The sequence below is a fragment of the Rhizobium pisi genome (assembly GCF_003938655.1).
GTDB lineage: Bacteria > Pseudomonadota > Alphaproteobacteria > Rhizobiales > Rhizobiaceae > Rhizobium > Rhizobium pisi.
In genome coordinates, this window is the sequence record NZ_RJJT01000011.1 from 88,836 (window position 1) to 103,738 (window position 14,903).

The following is a 14,903-nucleotide window of genomic DNA, read 5'->3' on the forward strand; positions in this document are numbered from 1 at the left end:
TTCACCGACACGGCCGGAATTGGTCGTCGCCCAGCTCGACCCGTCGCGACGGAAAATTGCCGTTCGGTCGGCTATTTTTTCAGAAGCTCGCTCAGCCGTGCCTGTTCGTCGGCCGTCAGCTTGCTGCCGGTCGGCTTGCCCGTCCTCTTGCGTGCAAAGAGGAGCAGTGACAGTCCGCCGGCAAGCACCAGCAGTACCGGCGCACCCCAGAGCAGCGCCGTCTTGACGCTGAACCGCGGCTTCAGCAGCACGAACTCACCGTAGCGCGAGACGATATAGTTGAGCACCGCCTCGTCGCTGTCGCCGTCGGTGATGCGCTCACGCACCAGCAGGCGCAGATCCTTCGCCAGATCGGCGTTGGAATCGTCGATCGACTGGTTCTGGCAGACCATGCAGCGCAGTTCGGCCGACAGCGCGCGAGCCCGTGCCTCGAGCGCCGGATCGGCCAGCACCTCGTCCGGATTGACGGCAAAGGCGGGGGCCGCCATCAGCAGCAAAGCGAAGGCCAGGAGGAGACACCGCATCATTCCGCCGGCTCCATTGCAGGCGTTGCCGGCTTCGCCTTCCTGCGCGGGGCGCCGACGCGCAGGCGCCGGTCGGAGAGTGAGACGAAGCCGCCAAAGGCCATGATCAGCGCTCCGCCCCAGATGCAGAGGATGAACGGCTTCCACCAGATGCGCACGACGATGCCGCCGTCCTTGGTGGCGTCGCCGAGCGAGACGTAAAGCTGGCTGAGCCCGAAGGTCAGAATGCCGGCCTCCGTCGTCGGCATCTGGCGGGCCGTATAAAGGCGCTTGGCCGACCAGGTGTCGGCGACCGCAACACCGGCGCGCCGGACGGTGAAGTGGCCGCGGTCCTCGGTATAGTTCGGCCCCCTGCCCGGCTGCATGCCGTCGAAATTCAGGCTGTAGCCGCCGGCATCGACCGTCTGGCCGGGCTTCATCTCGATGACGCGCTCCGTCTGGAAGGTCGTGACGGCGACGATGCCGAGCACGGTGATGCCGAGCCCGGCATGGGCGAGCGCCGTGCCGAAGGCAGAACGCGGCAGACCGGTCAGACGGCGCCAGGCGACACTGCCCGAAACCTTGCCGATGCCGGCGCGATACCAGAGATCGGTCATAGCGCCGAGGACGAGGAACAGCCCGGCGGCGAGCCCGAGCACCGAAAGCACCGGCCCGCCATGTTCGATATAGAAGAAGATCAGCGCCGCAACGAAGGCCAGCCCGGCCACGACGTAGAGCCGCTGCAGGGCGCCGAGCAGATCGCCGCGCTTCCAGGCGAGCAGCGGCCCGAAGGGCACGATGACGATCAGCGGCGCCATCAGCAGGCCGAAGGTCATGTTGAAGAAGGGCGGCCCGACGGAAATCTTGTCGCCGGTCAGGGTCTCCAGCAACAGAGGATAGAGCGTGCCTGTCAGCACCGTGCCGCAGGCAACCGTCAGGATCAGATTGTTGACGACGAGCGCGCCCTCGCGCGAAATCGGCGCAAACAGCCCGCCGGCCGACAGCCGCGGCGCGCGGAAGGCGAAGAGCGACAGTGCGCCGCCAATGAAGATCAGCAGGATGCAGAGGATGAAGATGCCGCGTGAGGGATCGCTGGCAAAGGCATGCACCGAGGTCAACACACCGGAGCGCACGAGGAATGTGCCCATCAGCGACAGCGAGAAGGTGAGGATCGCCAGCAGCACCGTCCAGATCTTCAGCGCCTCGCGCTTTTCCATGACGAGTGCGGAATGCAGAAGCGCGGTACCGGCAAGCCACGGCATGAAGGAGGCGTTTTCCACCGGATCCCAGAACCACCAGCCGCCCCAGCCGAGCTCGTAATAGGCCCAGTAGGAGCCCATGGCGATGCCAAGGGTCAGGAAGGTCCAGGCGGCCAGCGTCCAGGGCCGCACCCAACGGGCCCAGGCGGCATCGATACGCCCTTCCAGAAGGGCCGCGACCGCAAAAGAGAAGCAGACGGAGAAGCCGACATAGCCGAGGTAGAGCAGCGGCGGGTGGATCGCGAGACCGACATCCTGAAGGACCGGATTGAGATCGCGGCCTTCGGCCGGCGCCGGATCGAGGCGGAGAAAGGGATTGGAGGTCAGCAGAATGAACAGCGTGAAGGCAACCGAGATCCAGCCCTGCACGGCCAGCACGTTGGCTTTCAGCGTCTCCGGCAGATTGCGCCCGAAGACGGCAACCAGCGCGCTGAACAGTGTCAGGATCAACAGCCAGAGCATCATCGATCCCTCGTGATTGCCCCAAACGCCCGAATATTTATAGATCGGCGGCACCAGCGAATGCGAATTCTCCCAGACGTTCTGCACGGAGAAATCCGAGACGACATGAGCATAGGTCAGAACGCCGAAGGAGAAGGCGACAAGCGAAAACATCGTGACCGAGCCGATCGTCGCCACATCCATCATCGCGGAATCATGACGGCGGGCCCCCAAAACCGGCACGATGGAGAGGATGAGCGCCGTTGCAAGCGCCAGCACCAGCGCGTAATGGCCGATCTCGATGATCATGGCGTCGCCTTCGCTTCCTTCCCCGAACCTTCCTGGCCCTGGCCTTCCTTCCACAACCCCTGGGCTTTCAGCCTGTCGGCCACGTCCTTCGGCATATAGGTCTCGTCATGCTTGGCAAGCACCGTGTCGGCGACGAAGACGTTCGTTCCCGGCGTAAACATGCCTTCGGTGACGACGCCCTGTCCCTCGCGGAAGAGATCGGGGAGGATGCCGGTATATCTGACCTTTACGGCATTGGTGCTGCCGTCGGTGACGGAAAACTCTACCGTCGAGCCGGTATCGCGCACGACGCTGCCCTCGCCGACCAGGCCGCCAAGCCGGATACGGGTTTCCGGCGCCACCGGCGACTTTGCGAGATCCGCCGGCATGTAGAAATAGGCGACCGACTGGCTGAAGGCGAACATGACCAGCAGCACGGCGGCGGCGATGAAGCCCATGCCGCCTGCTATCACCGCGAGGCGTTTCTGCTTGCGCGTCACTCCGTCGATCCTTCCGTTGATATGCCGAGTTCCCGCGCAAGCGCCAGCAATTGCCTGCCCTGCTCACCGGACGGCGGAAAGGCCACAAGCCCGCGCCTCAAGGCGCCGGCGGCGCGATCCTTGTCGTTCAATACGGCGTAAGAGCGGACGAGCCGCATCCATCCCTCGAAGTTTTTCGGATCCTGGCTGAGCTTGGCATCGAGGCTTTCGACCATACCGCGGATCATCTGCTGCCGGTCGCCGGCGCTCATATTCTCAGCCGCCGCCACATCTTCCTGCGTGGGGTTGCCGGGGCGCGCCGGCGCGCCGGGGGTAGCCGCAGCGCCCGAGGCAGCTGAATTCGCGCCGGGATTTGCCGGTGGGCCGCCGTTCATGGCGATATGCTCGTTGACAAGCGGCAGCCAGGGCGCATCGGCGGGCGATTGTTTCGCCAGCGCCTCGAAGGCCTGGCGCGCCTCGTCGGGCCGTCCCGCCTGCTCCATACTGAGGGCGATGTAGAAGCGGGCACGCGGATTGATTGGTTCCAGCGTCAGCGACTGCTCGAGCACCCCGCGCGCCTCTTCCGTCACCACGCCGTCGGAGACCGCCATCAGCGTCTCGGCAAGGCCGTCAAGCCGGATCGGGCTCGGGCCGAGAAGCCGGATGGCATTGCGGTAGGCGGTCTGCGCGTCATTCGCCCGCATCGTGCGGAAATAGATCGGCGCCAGCACATCCCAGCCTCTGCCGTCATCGGGATTCTGCGCCAAATGGCGTTCCGCCTTGGCGATCAGCACGGCCACGTCGTCGCCGGGGTTTTCCAGCCGCGCTTCCAGCGGCTGCGAGGGCAAATCCGGCCGGCCCGTCGTCAAATACAGGCAGAGCCCGAGAACCGGCAGGAGCAAGAGGACAAAGGCCTCAGTGAAACGGTGATGCCTTGCCGCCTTCGGAATTTGAACCGGCTCATCGGCAGAAACGGCGATCAGCCGCCGGCCGATTTCGGCCCTGGCATAATCAGCCTCCTCCGGCGTAATCAGGCCACCATTGAGATCCCGGTCGAGTTCGCGCAACTGGTCGCGATAGACCGCCGCCTCGCCTGCGCGGCTATTCTCCGCCGCCTTCGCTCCGCGCAAAAGGGGGTAAAGCAGGATGGCGGCGACGACTGCCGTCAGAACGGCAACGAGAATCCAGAACAGCATATCGGCCCAAATACTTGAAGCGCGGCCTCATTCCAACTGCCAAAGCTCGAATGACGAAGATTTGAGGCTATAAGCCGCAATTCAGAGCGGCGACCAACTGCCGTCGTCGTTGCGGCAGGCAGCGCCCCGCACCACGGTATCCTTGCCGTCAACGGTCAGCGTGTGGGTATATTGCCGGCAATTCTGTGAGCCGACCTGATAGGGTGCTGCCGCGACAACCTTGCCGCTGATGTCCTTGCCGGTCCAAAGCATCGGCTGGCCGACGGCGGCTCCCTCCAGCGCCCGATATTCCGCCTCGAGCGCCCGCTGCTTGTCGCTGTCGCTGAGCGTCACGCCGCTGCGGCCGACGAGGCCGCCCTGCAACGCAGTGATGAAAGCGGTCGATGCCGAGGGCTTGCTCGAAAAAATGCCGCGTGACGTGGCGCCTTTCGTCGTCACGCAGCCGGACAGCGCGACGGCGACGAAAAGGGCGGAAACGATCATGCCCTGCGAGCGAAAAATCATTGCGTCGAACCACGATCAGAGGTCAAATTCAGCCGATCGAAGTGCAGCGTCCCCGTGTCAGCATTAAGGCAAAGCATGCTATACATTTGCCACTATCTTTGTGACATCAAGTAGTTGCTCATGCAACATCCTTTGTGACGCCGGGCAGGATAAGCTTCGCCTTCAGCCCGCCCCACTCGCCGCGGGAAAGCTCGAGTCGCCCCTGATATTCGTTTGATATCTCGGTGACGATCGAAAGACCGAGCCCGGTTCCGGGCTTGCTTTCATCGAGCCTGCGGCCGCGCTTCAGCGCCTCGCGGATCTGGTCAGGCTCCAGGCCCGGCCCATCGTCCTCGACAGCGAGCTCCACCCAGTGGCGGCGTGCGCTCGCCTCCGTCCCCTTCACGTCCTCGCCGGCTTCCACGGCCGAAAGCCGCACCCTGCTTTTGGCAAAACGCGCAGCGTTTTCCAGGAGATTGCCGACGGTCTCCTCAAGATCCTGCTGCTCCATGGCGACGGCGAGATGTGGCGGCGAAACCACGAGATCGAATTCGGTATCCACATTCAGCCGGCGCATGACGCGCACCAGGCGCTCCAGTGCGGGTTCGGCATCGGTGCGGGCGAGCACGGATTCGCGCTGTGCGGCGATGCGCGCCCGGTTGAGATAGGACTGCACCTGCCCCTGCATGGATTCCGCCTGGCTGCGCACCAGCTCGCCATGGGATTTTTCCAGCACGCGCGCCTCGTTCAGGAGCACGGCGATCGGCGTCTTCAGCGAATGGGCGAGATTGCCGACCTGCATACGAGCCCGCTCGACGATGCGGCGGTTGCTGTCGATCAGGGCGTTGACCTCGTTGGCAAGCGGCAGGATTTCACGCGGGAAATCACCCTTCAGCTGCTCGCTCTCGCCAGCGCGGATGCGCTCAAGTGCTGCGCGCGCCTTGTCGAGTGGCTTCAGGCCGTAGAGAATTGCCAGCGCATTGACGATCAGGCTGCCGACGCCAAAGCCGGCGAGCGCCAGATAGAGACTGTGGGAAAAGTTGCGGACATCGTCCTCGACGACATCGACATTGCCGGTGACGCGAAAGCGCGCGGCGCGCCCGTCGGTATCGAGCACCACTTCGGTTTCGGCCACCTGCACGCGGTTCCCGGAGGCATCCGTCACCTGGTAGTAACGCTCGTAATTCTTGTCGAAGGGCGCCTCGACGACGGAAGGAACCGGAATGAGCGCCGAGCCGAGCGAAGGCGATACCAAAGGGGCGGTCGTATAGGTGCCGAGCGGTTCCACCACCCAGTACCAGCCGGTCTTCGGTTGGGCAAAGCGCAGGTCGCCGAGCTGCGGACTGCCGCTCAACGCCCCCTGATCGCCGATCGTCACCGAATTGATGACGTTATAGAGCTGCGCCCGCAGCAGATCCTGGAAGCCGCGTTCGGCGCTCTTGCGATAGAGCGTGGAAATCAGCAGGCCGATCACAACAAGCGCCACCGTCGACCAGACGGTGGTCAGCAGCAATACACGTGCTGTGAGCGACTTAATTCGCATGTTTCGGCGCTTGGATGCGGTAACCGAGACCGCGCACCGTTTCTATCAGGTCGACGCCCATTTTCTTGCGCAGGCGCCCGACGAAGACTTCGATCGTGTTGGAATCGCGGTCGAAATCCTGGTCGTACATATGCTCGACCAGTTCCGTGCGCGAGACGACCTCGCCCATATGATGCATAAGATAGGCAAGCAGGCGATACTCATGCGAGGTCAGCTTCAGCGTGGTGCCGTTGACCGTCGCCTTCGAGGACTTGGTGTCGAGACGCACCGGCCCGCATATGATCTCGGAGGAGGCATGTCCTGCCGCACGGCGGATCAGCGCCCGAATGCGCGCCAGCACCTCTTCGACGTGGAAGGGCTTGGTGACGTAATCGTCGGCGCCCGCATCGATGCCGGCGACCTTGTCGCTCCAGCGGTCGCGCGCCGTCAGGATCAGCACCGGCACGCCGCGGCCGGCGCCCCGCCATTTTTCGAGAACGGTGACGCCGTCCATCTCGGGCAAGCCGATATCCAGAATGATGGCGTCATAGGGTTCGGTGTCACCGAGGAAATGACCTTCCTCGCCGTCGAACGCCTGGTCGACGACATATCCGGCCTCCTTCAGCGTATCGGCCAACTGCCGGTTCAGATTAACGTCGTCTTCGACTACCAGGATGCGCATCGGTCCGCCTTCGTCCGCTTCAAATCGATTATGTCCTGAATAAGCCGATTCCGCTTACATCGGAACCTTTACCGTCACCTTGCGTGGACGTTGTCCGTTGCCCTGTACGAGAACGGTGATGATGCAGGTATCGCCCACCGGTTGCACGGACAGAAGCTGGCCGCCCGTCTCCTCGACGACCTGGGCTGCGGCGGCGCTGCAATCGCCTGCTACGCGCACGACAAAAGTGCCCGTCGCGTCCGGTGAGGGCGTCGATACCACCAGTCCGGCGGCCAATGCTGCGACGCTCAGAGGAAAGGCCATGTCTTATGCTTTCAAGGTAATGCCAACTTGTTCCGAATATGTACTCACGCGACCTGAATGGCAAATGAATGCACGGTAATCCAGGGTGTTTAGAACTGTTCTCGACCGTTCGGGACGATCGATTTCCGCCGCGGGAAACCGCCTCTGCAGCAAGCGTTGGCGGTCTTCCCCGCGGAAAAAACTCCTCAACACAGGCTCAGCGAGTTCGCTCCCCCCTTTTCACAAAGGCAAGCCGACGAGTTTCACCATGACCGCCGCAGCCGAATCGGCCGCGCCCGTGTCGATGCCCCGGCATACCGGCAGATGGCAGCAGACGCCCAGCCGCGCCGGTCGCCCTGAAATTGTACCGATATTTCATGTCATCATTTCATCGTTTCCCGCGTTTATGGAAAAGCACGGGTGACCGCGTGCCATAGCTTTCACCGCCCGATTGAAACTGTTACGCTCCTGCTACCCCGCATTTCAAACCGTTCCAGCATTAATGCCTAAATCCCTCCGCTTCCGCTCGGCGCAGACAGTCATCGTCCTCGCCATTACCCAGCTCATCGGCTGGGGCACGACATTCGACATGCTCGGCGTCATGGGCCGTGTCGTGGCGCCCGATCTCGGGCTGCCGAACGAGGTGGTGTTTGCCGGTCTCACGATCATGATGATGGTCAGCGCAATTGTCGGTCCTGCGACCGGCCGCTGGCTTGGCCGCTATGGCGCCGCCCGCGTGCTTTCGGCCGCCTCGCTGATCTTCGCGCTCGGCCAGCTTCTGCTTGCCGCCGCAAACGGCATCGCGCTCTATGCCGTAGCGTGGACTATCATCGGCATCGGCGGCGCACTCGGCCTTTCGGCGCCGGCCTATACCGCCGTCGTCGAGCGCGAAGGGGCGAATGGCAAACGCGTCATTGCCATCCTGATGCTGTTCACCGGGCTTTCGAGCGCCATCTTCTGGCCGATCCTCAGCCTGCTCAACGAGGCGATCGGCTGGCGCCTCACCTTCCTCGCCTGCGCGGCGCTGCAATTCTTCGTCTGCCTGCCGCTGCATCTTTTCGCCCTGCCGAAACCGATTGCGGCGCATGTCCAAGGCGGCACGGCGGAAATCGCCCCGGTGCCGCTTTCAAAGACAGCGCAGCGCAAAGCCTTCCTGCTGATTGCCGCAGCCACGACGATCTCCACCTTCGTCACCTTCGGCCTCTCGCCATCACTGCTCGAAATCTTCCGGCAGTCCGGCGCCTCACCGGCGCTGGCGCTGCAGCTCGGCTCGGCACGCGGTGTCCTCGGCATCTCGGCGCGTTTCCTCGACATGCTGCTCGGTCGACGCGGCAATCCCATCCTCAGCGCTGCAATGGGCATCAGTCTGATGGTGGCAAGTTTCCTGATGATGCTGATCGCCAGTCCTTCGACGCCGCTCCTCATCACCTTCGTCCTGCTCTATGGCTTCGGCTCCGGCGTCATGACCGTCGCCCGCGCGCTGCTGCCGCTGGCGCTGTTTTCGCCGCACGAATTCGGCCTGCAATCGGCCCGGCTGTCGCTGCCGCAAAACCTCGCCAATGCCGCCGCCCCCGTTATCATCACCGCCATTCTCGACCGCGCCGGCACCGGCCCGGCACTCCTTGCCTGCGCCGTTCTCGCAGCATTGGGGCTGACCTTCGTGCTGATGCTGATGGCGCTGGTGCGCGGGGCTCGCACATCGGAGCCGAGCCCGGCCGTTTCGTGATACGGGTCTTTGTGCCCAAGCAGGCGGGCCGCTGCGACCGACTTTTCATGAACGTGCAGCCGCTTTGGCGAATCTTTTGAAACGCTTGCTACCGCTTTTTCAAGAGTTGAGTCCAGCGGCTTAGAAGTTGATTCAACGTCGCAACGGCCGGATTCGGGAGAGCCGGTCATCCATCTGAATTTCCGATGAAATAGCAGTCCGCGCTGCGGAATCTCACGGAATTCAGAGCGGCCGCGTCACCGCTGCATGGCTGTCATAATCGGCGGCAATCCGCTTTTCCCGGAGCGGCCGCACGCGCTCGATCGAGAGCTGATAATCGGGATGCGCTTTGTAGGCGGCTAGGGCCGCTTCATCGTCGAATTCGCCATAGACCACGAGATCGATCTCGGTCCCAAGCTGATCGGTCTTCACATTGGTGCCGATCTCTAGCAGCCGTGCATGCGGAATGCCGGTCAGGATCGAAAGCCCTGCCCTCACCTCCTCCAGATGTTCCTCCTGCACGGTGAAGAAGACGATATGGCGGATCACGCGGGAGCTCCTGTCAGATGAGGCGGTGATCCGCGCGATAACACGCGCGTCCCGGGCCTTCAACCGCTCGATCGCGTGCGCGAGGGATCCGGACGTATCGCCGCATCAAAGACTACGGCATAGCTTGCGAGCTTTTCCGCCCGGTCGATACCGTTGACAATGCGGCGCGCGTTCACCCAATCCTCGGTCGCAGCATTCAGGTGATCTTCGAGCTTATGGCCGGTGAAGCTGCCCTGCAGCATGCCTTCGATCAGGATCGTCACCGCCACCTCCATCTCCATCGCCCGGTCAGGATTGGCAACCAGGTCGATGCCCGTCAGCACACTCATCGCCTCATAATTCCGCTTGTGGGTGAGCTGCACCAGGCCGCGTCCGAGCCAGCTGCGGCCGTCCTCGTCCGGCCGCCAGTATGGTGTCTTCACCCAGGAGAGCCTGCCCGCGGCGAAGGCGGCCTCCAGGATCTCGACCGCGCGTCCATCGCTTTCCGCCAGCGTCTCCCGCACCGGCTGCATCGTATAGGCGGTCTCGTGGTAGGCGGTTGCGAGGATATAGGCGAGCCACCGCAGATCAGCATGGGAAAACCGCTTTTCCCAGGCGTCGAGAATCGCCGTGATACCCACTACCTGAGGATGAGTCAGCTTTCCTTTGAAGAGCTTGTCCCGCACCGCATCGAAAAAGAATACCCGGTCCATGTGGACAACCATTCCGCGCTTCCCACAAATATCATGGTTAAAACCGTCTTAATCGATTAAAATTCATTTAATCGTTTAAAGTGTTTAAGCCACTGATTTACACGCCTTTTGTCTTGTGCAATGCATCTCCCTGCCCTGAAGCCTTGACCCCGAAAGAGGAGACTTCCGATGCAGACGCCCGCCAACACACAAACCACCATTCCCCAGCACCTGGTCGACCAGATGGAAAATGAGTGGCGCCAGATTCGCCTTGAACGGGAAAATCCCCGTCCGGCGCAGCAGCCACAACAACAACGCTGAGAAATATACGCAAAGCGGCGCCGATGTAAGAGGAGCCCTTAAGTGAGCCGCTTCCAGGCGGTTCGCCGTCTCCCCAGCTCGTGCGCCGCCGATGCCCGACCAATACCCCGGCTATCTCATGGCGGCCGGGTATCTCTGTTGAATAACTCATCCCGGCGGATTGATCGACAGGCGATGCGGATGTCCTTGATACTGCAACCGCGACAGGCTCATCGCGCCGCAGCGTCAAGCCGCTTTGCCAGCGTCTGCAGCGACCTGATAAAAACCGCTCTATCATCAAGCGCACGCGATAGCACCAGCGCGCCTTGAACGCCGGCGACGCTTTCCTCGGCGAGTGCTCGCGCCTCCTCCTCAGGGCAGCCAGCCCGCACCAGCGCCGCGCGCAATGCGTCGATCCAGCGAATGAAATAGTCGCCGATCGCCGCCGAAAATCGCTCCCGTGTCTCGTCAAGCGCAAAGGCTCCGACAAGACAGATGCGACCGCCGGAACGGAAATAATCGTTGACATTCACCCACATCGCCGCGATCGCCTGACGGGCGTCGTCATTTCTCAGCGGCCGATAGATCGCCTGTTCAAACCAGGCATCGATCTCGGCGATAACAGCGCTCGCCATCTCCTCCTTGCCACCAGGAAAGAAGTGATAAAGGCTGCCCTTGCCGATGCCGGTGCGCGCGGTGATCCGGCTGAGCGACGTGCCCTCGTAGCCGAACTCACGGAAGATTTCCGCCAGCAATGGCACGATGTCTCCGCGTTCATAGACGGTCTTCACCCGTAGACTTCCCCGGCTTCAGAGGCCGAGTTCGGTCAGGCCGGGATGGTCGTCCGGTCGCCGGCCGAGCGGCCAATGGTATTTGCGCTCCGACTCCCGGATCGGCAGATCGTTGATGCAGGCGAAGCGGCGCTGCATGAGGCCGGCGGCATCGAACTCCCAGTTCTCGTTGCCGTAGGAGCGGAACCAGTTGCCGCTGTCATCGTGCCATTCATAGGCGAAGCGGACGGCGATGCGATTATCGGTGAAGGCCCAGATTTCCTTGATCAGCCGATAGTCCAATTCTTTCGCCCATTTGCGGGTGAGGAAGGCGACGATCTCGGGGCGGCCGGTGATGAATTCGGCGCGGTTCCGCCAGCGGCTTTCCGGCGTATAGACAAGTGAGACGCGCTCGGGATCGCGGCTGTTCCAGCCGTCTTCGGCAAGACGGACTTTCTGGGTGGCGGTCTCCAGGGTGAAGGGTGGAACGAGGCTGGACATGAGATCTCCTGTACTGATCAGCTAGCACTGTACCTATCGGTACAATAATTGGCAAGGCGCCTTTGGTGGCATCCGGCGTTAGAGGTCGATACCGAGGCTCCAACGCAGCGGCAAAGCATCCGGTCGAAATACGATGTGTTCGGGCGTGAAACGCCACAGCCTTTCCGCCCGTTGAATGGTTGCAATCTCAGGCGAATCCAGCAGCACCTCGACCCTTCCCGTCATCTGCAGCACGTCGCCGGTTTCGAAGTCGACAAAGACCAGCCCCGCCCTGGGGTTGACCAGGAAATTGCCGAGCGTGTTGAAGAACCGATTGCCGGGAAAATCGGGAACGGTCAGCACGCCATCGGCGCCGACGCGCACGAAGCCGGCATTGCCGCCGCGATGGGACACATCGACCTGCCGCTCGCCATTGTCGCGATCGACATAGGAAGCGACGAAAAACGTATCGGCGCCTTCAATCATCCGCCGCGCCCGATCGTCGAGCTGGGCGGAATGAAGCGGCTGCATCGCTGTGGGTAGATCGGGATCGCGGACAAAGGCGGAAGAGCGAAGCTGGATATATTGCGGGCAATTGCCGAAACTCTGGCCGACACGTACCGAAAAACTTTCCACGCCGGTCCTGTGTATCACGCCGTTCAACCGGTTGCGCCGCCGGGTCTCCAATTGGATGCCGAGCATTGCGATTGCGTCGCCCTCTTCCATACCGGCATCGGCGGGATCGGCCGCGTCGCGCGGCAGGGTGACATCGAGGATCTCCGGCTCCGGTGAGGACATGAAACCCGGCCGCCCAGCCCGGACCGTTGCCCAGGTATCTCCCCTGGCATCGACCGTGCCGAGTACGACGAAAGGCAGCATCGGAAAGAAAGCACGATGCTGTTCCGGCATGGCCCGGCGCACAAAATTCCGCCCAGGCCCGTCCATGCGTTCGACGACGCCGACGCTGCGCTGCATGGCAAGCTCGCCCTCATGCCAGGGCGATGTGCCATCCTGTCTTGTCTGTTCCAGCATTGTGGCTTCCTTCCAGGTAACATTCGGGAAAGCGGGAGGGCGATCTTCAGGCGGCAAGGCCGATCTTCGTCTTGCGAAAGCCGACGAACCCCGGCAGCGCTTCGATGCGCGCCAGCCAGGCGCGGACGTTTGGATAGGCCGAAATATCGACATTCCCCTCCGGTGCGTTGGCGATGTAGCTATAGAGCGCGATGTCGGCGACGACAGGATTGTTACCGAGCAGGAAGTGGCGGTCTTCCAGTTCCGCCTCGACCAGTGCGAGGATGCGGTGCGCCCGGGCGATGACTTCCTCGACGCGGAAATCGGCGCCGAAGACTGTGACCAGACGAGCGGCACAAGGCCCGTAGGCGATCTCGCCCGCGGCGACCGAGAGCCATTTCTGTACCCGCGCCGCGGCCAGGGCCTCTTCCGGCAGCCAGTCGGTGCGGCCGTATTTGCGCGCCAGATAGACAAGGATGGCCGAGGAATCGGTAATGACCACACCATTGTCGTCGAGTACCGGCACCTGGCCGAAGGGATTGAGCTTCAGAAAGTCCGGGGACTTGTGAGCGCCTGCCGCCATGTCGACCTCGATCAATTCATAGGGCACGCCAAGCAGTGACAGGAACAGGTGAGCCCGGTGCGAATGGCCGGAAAGCGGGTGATGATAAAGTTTCATGACGGTTCCTCTGGTCTTCTGATGGAGGCAGGGCCTGCGCCTCCGGCGATGGCCGCTTCGAACCATCTGCATGGGAATTTAATGTCTTCCACTCAGCTGCAGTAGAATGCTAATTTGGAAGGAAAACTACCAATTTATGGAAGGCTGGAATGGACCGCCTCGACGCCATGACCGTGCTTCTTGCCGTTGTCGAACAGGGCAGCCTGTCGGCGGCCTCACGGCATCTGCGCTCGCCGCTTGCCACCGTCAGCCGCAAGGTTTCGGAACTGGAAGCACACCTCAACGCCCAGCTGCTGCAAAGGACCAACAGGAGGATCGCGTTGACGGAGGCCGGTCGCTCCTATGTGGAGGCAGCGCGGGAAATTCTCGATCGAGTGGAAGAGGCGGAACGGACGGCCGCTGGCGAATACAGCGCACCGAAGGGCGAACTGACGATGACCGCGCCGATCGTCTTCGGGCGACTGCATGTCCTGCCCGTCGTGGTCGATTTCCTCAAAGCCTACCCCGATATCAATCTGCGGCTGATGCTTGGCGACCGGCTATCGAACCTGGTCGAGGATCATATCGATGTGGCTCTCAGGATCGGCAACCTGCCGGACAGCAACCTGATCGCCACAAGGCTCGGCGCGATCCGCCGCACGGTCTATGCCAGCCCGGATTATCTCACACAGCACGCCGCACCCCGGCATCCGGGCGATCTCGCGACACATGACTGTATCACCTTCGAGGGCATGGCTTCGACGGTGAGTTGGACATTCACGGATGGAAAACGCGATCTCGCCGTGCCGATACGCTCACGGCTTGCCGTCAATACCGCCGAGGCCGCGGTCGATGCGGCCGTCGCCGGCCTCGGCGTCACGCGTGTGCTCTCCTATCAAGCCGCGCTCGCCGAAATGGCGGGGCTGCTGGTGCCGCTGCTTGCCGATTTCGAACCGCAGCCGGCACCGGTGCATCTCGTCTATCCCTCGCAAGGGCTGGTGCCCCTGAAATTGCGGGCGCTCATCGATTTCGCGACGCCGCGCCTGCGGGCGACGCTGAGCAAGGATCAGGCGAGCTTGCCCTCTTCCGCCTTGTAAAAATACTGGCTGGCGACCAACCAACCCTTCAGCGGTCGTAGCGGCGGAATGCAGGTCGCGAGCATGAAGGGACCGGTGACGAGGAGCTGCACCCAGAAAGGCGCAGAGAACGCCACCTCAAGCCAGACGCCAAGCAGCACGCTCGGTATGCAGGCGAAGCAGATGACGAAGAAAGCCGGGCCGTCGGCCGGATCGGCGAAGGAATAGTCGAGGCCGCAAGCCTCGCATTCCGGCCGCAATGTCAGGAAGCCCTTGAACATGTGTCCCTGGCCGCAACGCGGGCAGCGTCCCCTGATGCCGGTCTGCATTGGAGGAAGCGGAGGATATTCGGTGTCCATAACGATCTCGCTTTCGTGCGCCGCGGACATTGATGCGATCAATGTCCTTGAATGTATGCATTCAATATAATTACACTATGCGAGATTGTCCAATCAATTTGCCAGAAGGACGCAGATGCCCGCCAGCAGGTTGCGAGCTGATCGCGGTTTCGCAAGTTCAGTTTGAGAGCCGAGACGGGCCGGAAGGCA

18 protein-coding genes and 1 pseudogene are annotated in these 14,903 nt (G+C 62.3%); 4 read left to right on the forward strand and 15 right to left on the reverse strand.

Annotation, left to right across the window (positions count from 1 at the left end; translation table 11 throughout):
• Nucleotides 1–71: 71 nt before the first annotated feature.
• The 8 genes from EFD55_RS16935 to EFD55_RS16970 form a co-directional block, all read right to left on the reverse strand.
• The gene (locus EFD55_RS16935) at nucleotides 72–527 is read right to left on the reverse strand and encodes a cytochrome c-type biogenesis protein (RefSeq protein ID WP_125846217.1); all 456 of its coding nucleotides are present in this window, start codon (nucleotides 525–527) and stop codon (nucleotides 72–74) included.
• Complete coding sequence (locus tag EFD55_RS16940; protein WP_125846218.1) at nucleotides 524–2,512, reverse strand: heme lyase CcmF/NrfE family subunit; 1,989 nt, start codon at nucleotides 2,510–2,512, stop codon at nucleotides 524–526. Before EFD55_RS16940 ends, EFD55_RS16935 begins: the two co-directional genes overlap by 4 nt.
• Nucleotides 2,509–2,991: a cytochrome c maturation protein CcmE gene (ccmE, locus tag EFD55_RS16945; protein ID WP_125846219.1), complete on the reverse strand. Its 483-nt coding sequence runs from the start codon at nucleotides 2,989–2,991 to the stop codon at nucleotides 2,509–2,511. The genes EFD55_RS16940 and ccmE overlap by 4 nt, the downstream gene beginning before the upstream one ends.
• Nucleotides 2,988–4,166 carry a c-type cytochrome biogenesis protein CcmI gene (ccmI, locus tag EFD55_RS16950; RefSeq protein WP_125846220.1) on the reverse strand — a complete coding sequence of 393 codons (1,179 nt, stop codon included), beginning with the start codon at nucleotides 4,164–4,166 and terminating at the stop codon, nucleotides 2,988–2,990. The genes ccmE and ccmI overlap by 4 nt, the downstream gene beginning before the upstream one ends.
• Before the next feature lie 81 nt (nucleotides 4,167–4,247).
• A complete protein-coding gene (locus EFD55_RS16955) occupies nucleotides 4,248–4,670 on the reverse strand; it encodes an RT0821/Lpp0805 family surface protein (protein WP_125846221.1) in 423 nt (140 codons plus the stop codon).
• 118 nt (nucleotides 4,671–4,788) lie between these two features.
• The gene (locus EFD55_RS16960) at nucleotides 4,789–6,192 is read right to left on the reverse strand and encodes an ATP-binding protein (protein ID WP_125846222.1); all 1,404 of its coding nucleotides are present in this window, start codon (nucleotides 6,190–6,192) and stop codon (nucleotides 4,789–4,791) included.
• Nucleotides 6,182–6,853: a response regulator transcription factor gene (locus EFD55_RS16965; RefSeq protein WP_125846223.1), complete on the reverse strand. Its 672-nt coding sequence runs from the start codon at nucleotides 6,851–6,853 to the stop codon at nucleotides 6,182–6,184. The genes EFD55_RS16960 and EFD55_RS16965 overlap by 11 nt, the downstream gene beginning before the upstream one ends.
• A gap of 54 nt (nucleotides 6,854–6,907) precedes the next feature.
• Complete coding sequence (locus EFD55_RS16970) at nucleotides 6,908–7,156, reverse strand: hypothetical protein (RefSeq protein ID WP_125846224.1); 249 nt, start codon at nucleotides 7,154–7,156, stop codon at nucleotides 6,908–6,910.
• Nucleotides 7,157–7,403: 247 nt separating this feature from the next.
• On the opposite strand from EFD55_RS16970, the gene EFD55_RS33200 reads away from it, so the two are divergent.
• Both EFD55_RS33200 and EFD55_RS16975 read left to right on the forward strand, forming a co-directional pair.
• The gene (locus EFD55_RS33200; RefSeq protein WP_165504819.1) at nucleotides 7,404–7,559 is read left to right on the forward strand and encodes a hypothetical protein; all 156 of its coding nucleotides are present in this window, start codon (nucleotides 7,404–7,406) and stop codon (nucleotides 7,557–7,559) included.
• A gap of 78 nt (nucleotides 7,560–7,637) precedes the next feature.
• Nucleotides 7,638–8,861, forward strand: a complete 1,224-nt coding sequence (locus EFD55_RS16975) for an MFS transporter (protein ID WP_125846225.1) — start codon at nucleotides 7,638–7,640, stop codon at nucleotides 8,859–8,861.
• 222 nt (nucleotides 8,862–9,083) lie between these two features.
• On the opposite strand, the gene EFD55_RS16980 is transcribed toward EFD55_RS16975, so the two are convergent.
• Both EFD55_RS16980 and EFD55_RS16985 read right to left on the reverse strand, forming a co-directional pair.
• The gene (locus tag EFD55_RS16980; protein ID WP_125846380.1) at nucleotides 9,084–9,389 is read right to left on the reverse strand and encodes a Dabb family protein; all 306 of its coding nucleotides are present in this window, start codon (nucleotides 9,387–9,389) and stop codon (nucleotides 9,084–9,086) included.
• 9 nt (nucleotides 9,390–9,398) lie between these two features.
• A pseudogene (locus EFD55_RS16985) lies at nucleotides 9,399–10,093 on the reverse strand (hypothetical protein); the annotation flags it as partial.
• A gap of 156 nt (nucleotides 10,094–10,249) precedes the next feature.
• Between EFD55_RS16985 and EFD55_RS34115 the strand changes: the two are divergent.
• Nucleotides 10,250–10,381: a hypothetical protein gene (locus EFD55_RS34115; RefSeq protein ID WP_281015403.1), complete on the forward strand. Its 132-nt coding sequence runs from the start codon at nucleotides 10,250–10,252 to the stop codon at nucleotides 10,379–10,381.
• Nucleotides 10,382–10,590: 209 nt separating this feature from the next.
• On the opposite strand, the gene EFD55_RS16990 is transcribed toward EFD55_RS34115, so the two are convergent.
• The 4 genes from EFD55_RS16990 to EFD55_RS17005 all read right to left on the reverse strand — a co-directional run bounded on the left by EFD55_RS16990 (nucleotide 10,591) and on the right by EFD55_RS17005 (nucleotide 13,300).
• Nucleotides 10,591–11,151, reverse strand: coding sequence for a TetR/AcrR family transcriptional regulator (locus tag EFD55_RS16990; protein WP_125846226.1), 561 nt, complete (start codon nucleotides 11,149–11,151; stop codon nucleotides 10,591–10,593).
• Nucleotides 11,152–11,169: 18 nt separating this feature from the next.
• Nucleotides 11,170–11,631: a nuclear transport factor 2 family protein gene (locus EFD55_RS16995; RefSeq protein ID WP_125846227.1), complete on the reverse strand. Its 462-nt coding sequence runs from the start codon at nucleotides 11,629–11,631 to the stop codon at nucleotides 11,170–11,172.
• Between the two features lie 78 nt (nucleotides 11,632–11,709).
• Nucleotides 11,710–12,642 (reverse strand): pyridoxamine 5'-phosphate oxidase family protein, encoded by a 933-nt coding sequence (locus tag EFD55_RS17000; protein ID WP_125846228.1) that lies wholly within the window; start codon nucleotides 12,640–12,642, stop codon nucleotides 11,710–11,712.
• A 46-nt stretch (nucleotides 12,643–12,688) separates the two neighbouring features.
• Entirely contained in the window at nucleotides 12,689–13,300 is a 612-nt protein-coding gene (locus tag EFD55_RS17005; RefSeq protein WP_125846229.1) for a glutathione S-transferase family protein, read from the reverse strand.
• A 149-nt stretch (nucleotides 13,301–13,449) separates the two neighbouring features.
• Between EFD55_RS17005 and EFD55_RS17010 the strand changes: the two genes are divergently transcribed.
• The gene (locus EFD55_RS17010) at nucleotides 13,450–14,376 is read left to right on the forward strand and encodes a LysR family transcriptional regulator (protein WP_125846230.1); all 927 of its coding nucleotides are present in this window, start codon (nucleotides 13,450–13,452) and stop codon (nucleotides 14,374–14,376) included.
• Here the strand turns inward: EFD55_RS17010 and EFD55_RS17015 are convergent.
• Nucleotides 14,346–14,714, reverse strand: coding sequence for a DUF983 domain-containing protein (locus EFD55_RS17015; RefSeq protein ID WP_125846231.1), 369 nt, complete (start codon nucleotides 14,712–14,714; stop codon nucleotides 14,346–14,348). The genes EFD55_RS17010 and EFD55_RS17015 overlap by 31 nt on opposite strands.
• Nucleotides 14,715–14,903: the final 189 nt, after the last annotated feature.

Excerpts from the sequence above, each read along its gene's own strand:
- EFD55_RS17015 (WP_125846231.1), bottom strand. The coding sequence starts at position 14,714 with ATGGACACCGAATATCCTCCGCTTCCTCCAATGCAGACCGGCATCAGG.
- EFD55_RS16955 (WP_125846221.1), bottom strand. The coding sequence starts at position 4,670 with ATGATTTTTCGCTCGCAGGGCATGATCGTTTCCGCCCTTTTCGTCGCC.
- EFD55_RS16935 (WP_125846217.1), bottom strand. The coding sequence starts at position 527 with ATGATGCGGTGTCTCCTCCTGGCCTTCGCTTTGCTGCTGATGGCGGCC.
- EFD55_RS16975 (WP_125846225.1), top strand. The coding sequence starts at position 7,638 with ATGCCTAAATCCCTCCGCTTCCGCTCGGCGCAGACAGTCATCGTCCTC.
- EFD55_RS16940 (WP_125846218.1), bottom strand. The coding sequence starts at position 2,512 with ATGATCATCGAGATCGGCCATTACGCGCTGGTGCTGGCGCTTGCAACG.
- EFD55_RS17005 (WP_125846229.1), bottom strand. The coding sequence starts at position 13,300 with ATGAAACTTTATCATCACCCGCTTTCCGGCCATTCGCACCGGGCTCAC.
- EFD55_RS33200 (WP_165504819.1), top strand. The coding sequence starts at position 7,404 with ATGACCGCCGCAGCCGAATCGGCCGCGCCCGTGTCGATGCCCCGGCAT.
- EFD55_RS16970 (WP_125846224.1), bottom strand. The coding sequence starts at position 7,156 with ATGGCCTTTCCTCTGAGCGTCGCAGCATTGGCCGCCGGACTGGTGGTA.
- EFD55_RS16960 (WP_125846222.1), bottom strand. The coding sequence starts at position 6,192 with ATGCGAATTAAGTCGCTCACAGCACGTGTATTGCTGCTGACCACCGTC.
- ccmI (WP_125846220.1), bottom strand. The coding sequence starts at position 4,166 with ATGCTGTTCTGGATTCTCGTTGCCGTTCTGACGGCAGTCGTCGCCGCC.
- EFD55_RS17010 (WP_125846230.1), top strand. The coding sequence starts at position 13,450 with ATGGACCGCCTCGACGCCATGACCGTGCTTCTTGCCGTTGTCGAACAG.
- EFD55_RS34115 (WP_281015403.1), top strand. The coding sequence starts at position 10,250 with ATGCAGACGCCCGCCAACACACAAACCACCATTCCCCAGCACCTGGTC.
- EFD55_RS16965 (WP_125846223.1), bottom strand. The coding sequence starts at position 6,853 with ATGCGCATCCTGGTAGTCGAAGACGACGTTAATCTGAACCGGCAGTTG.
- EFD55_RS16995 (WP_125846227.1), bottom strand. The coding sequence starts at position 11,631 with ATGTCCAGCCTCGTTCCACCCTTCACCCTGGAGACCGCCACCCAGAAA.
- EFD55_RS17000 (WP_125846228.1), bottom strand. The coding sequence starts at position 12,642 with ATGCTGGAACAGACAAGACAGGATGGCACATCGCCCTGGCATGAGGGC.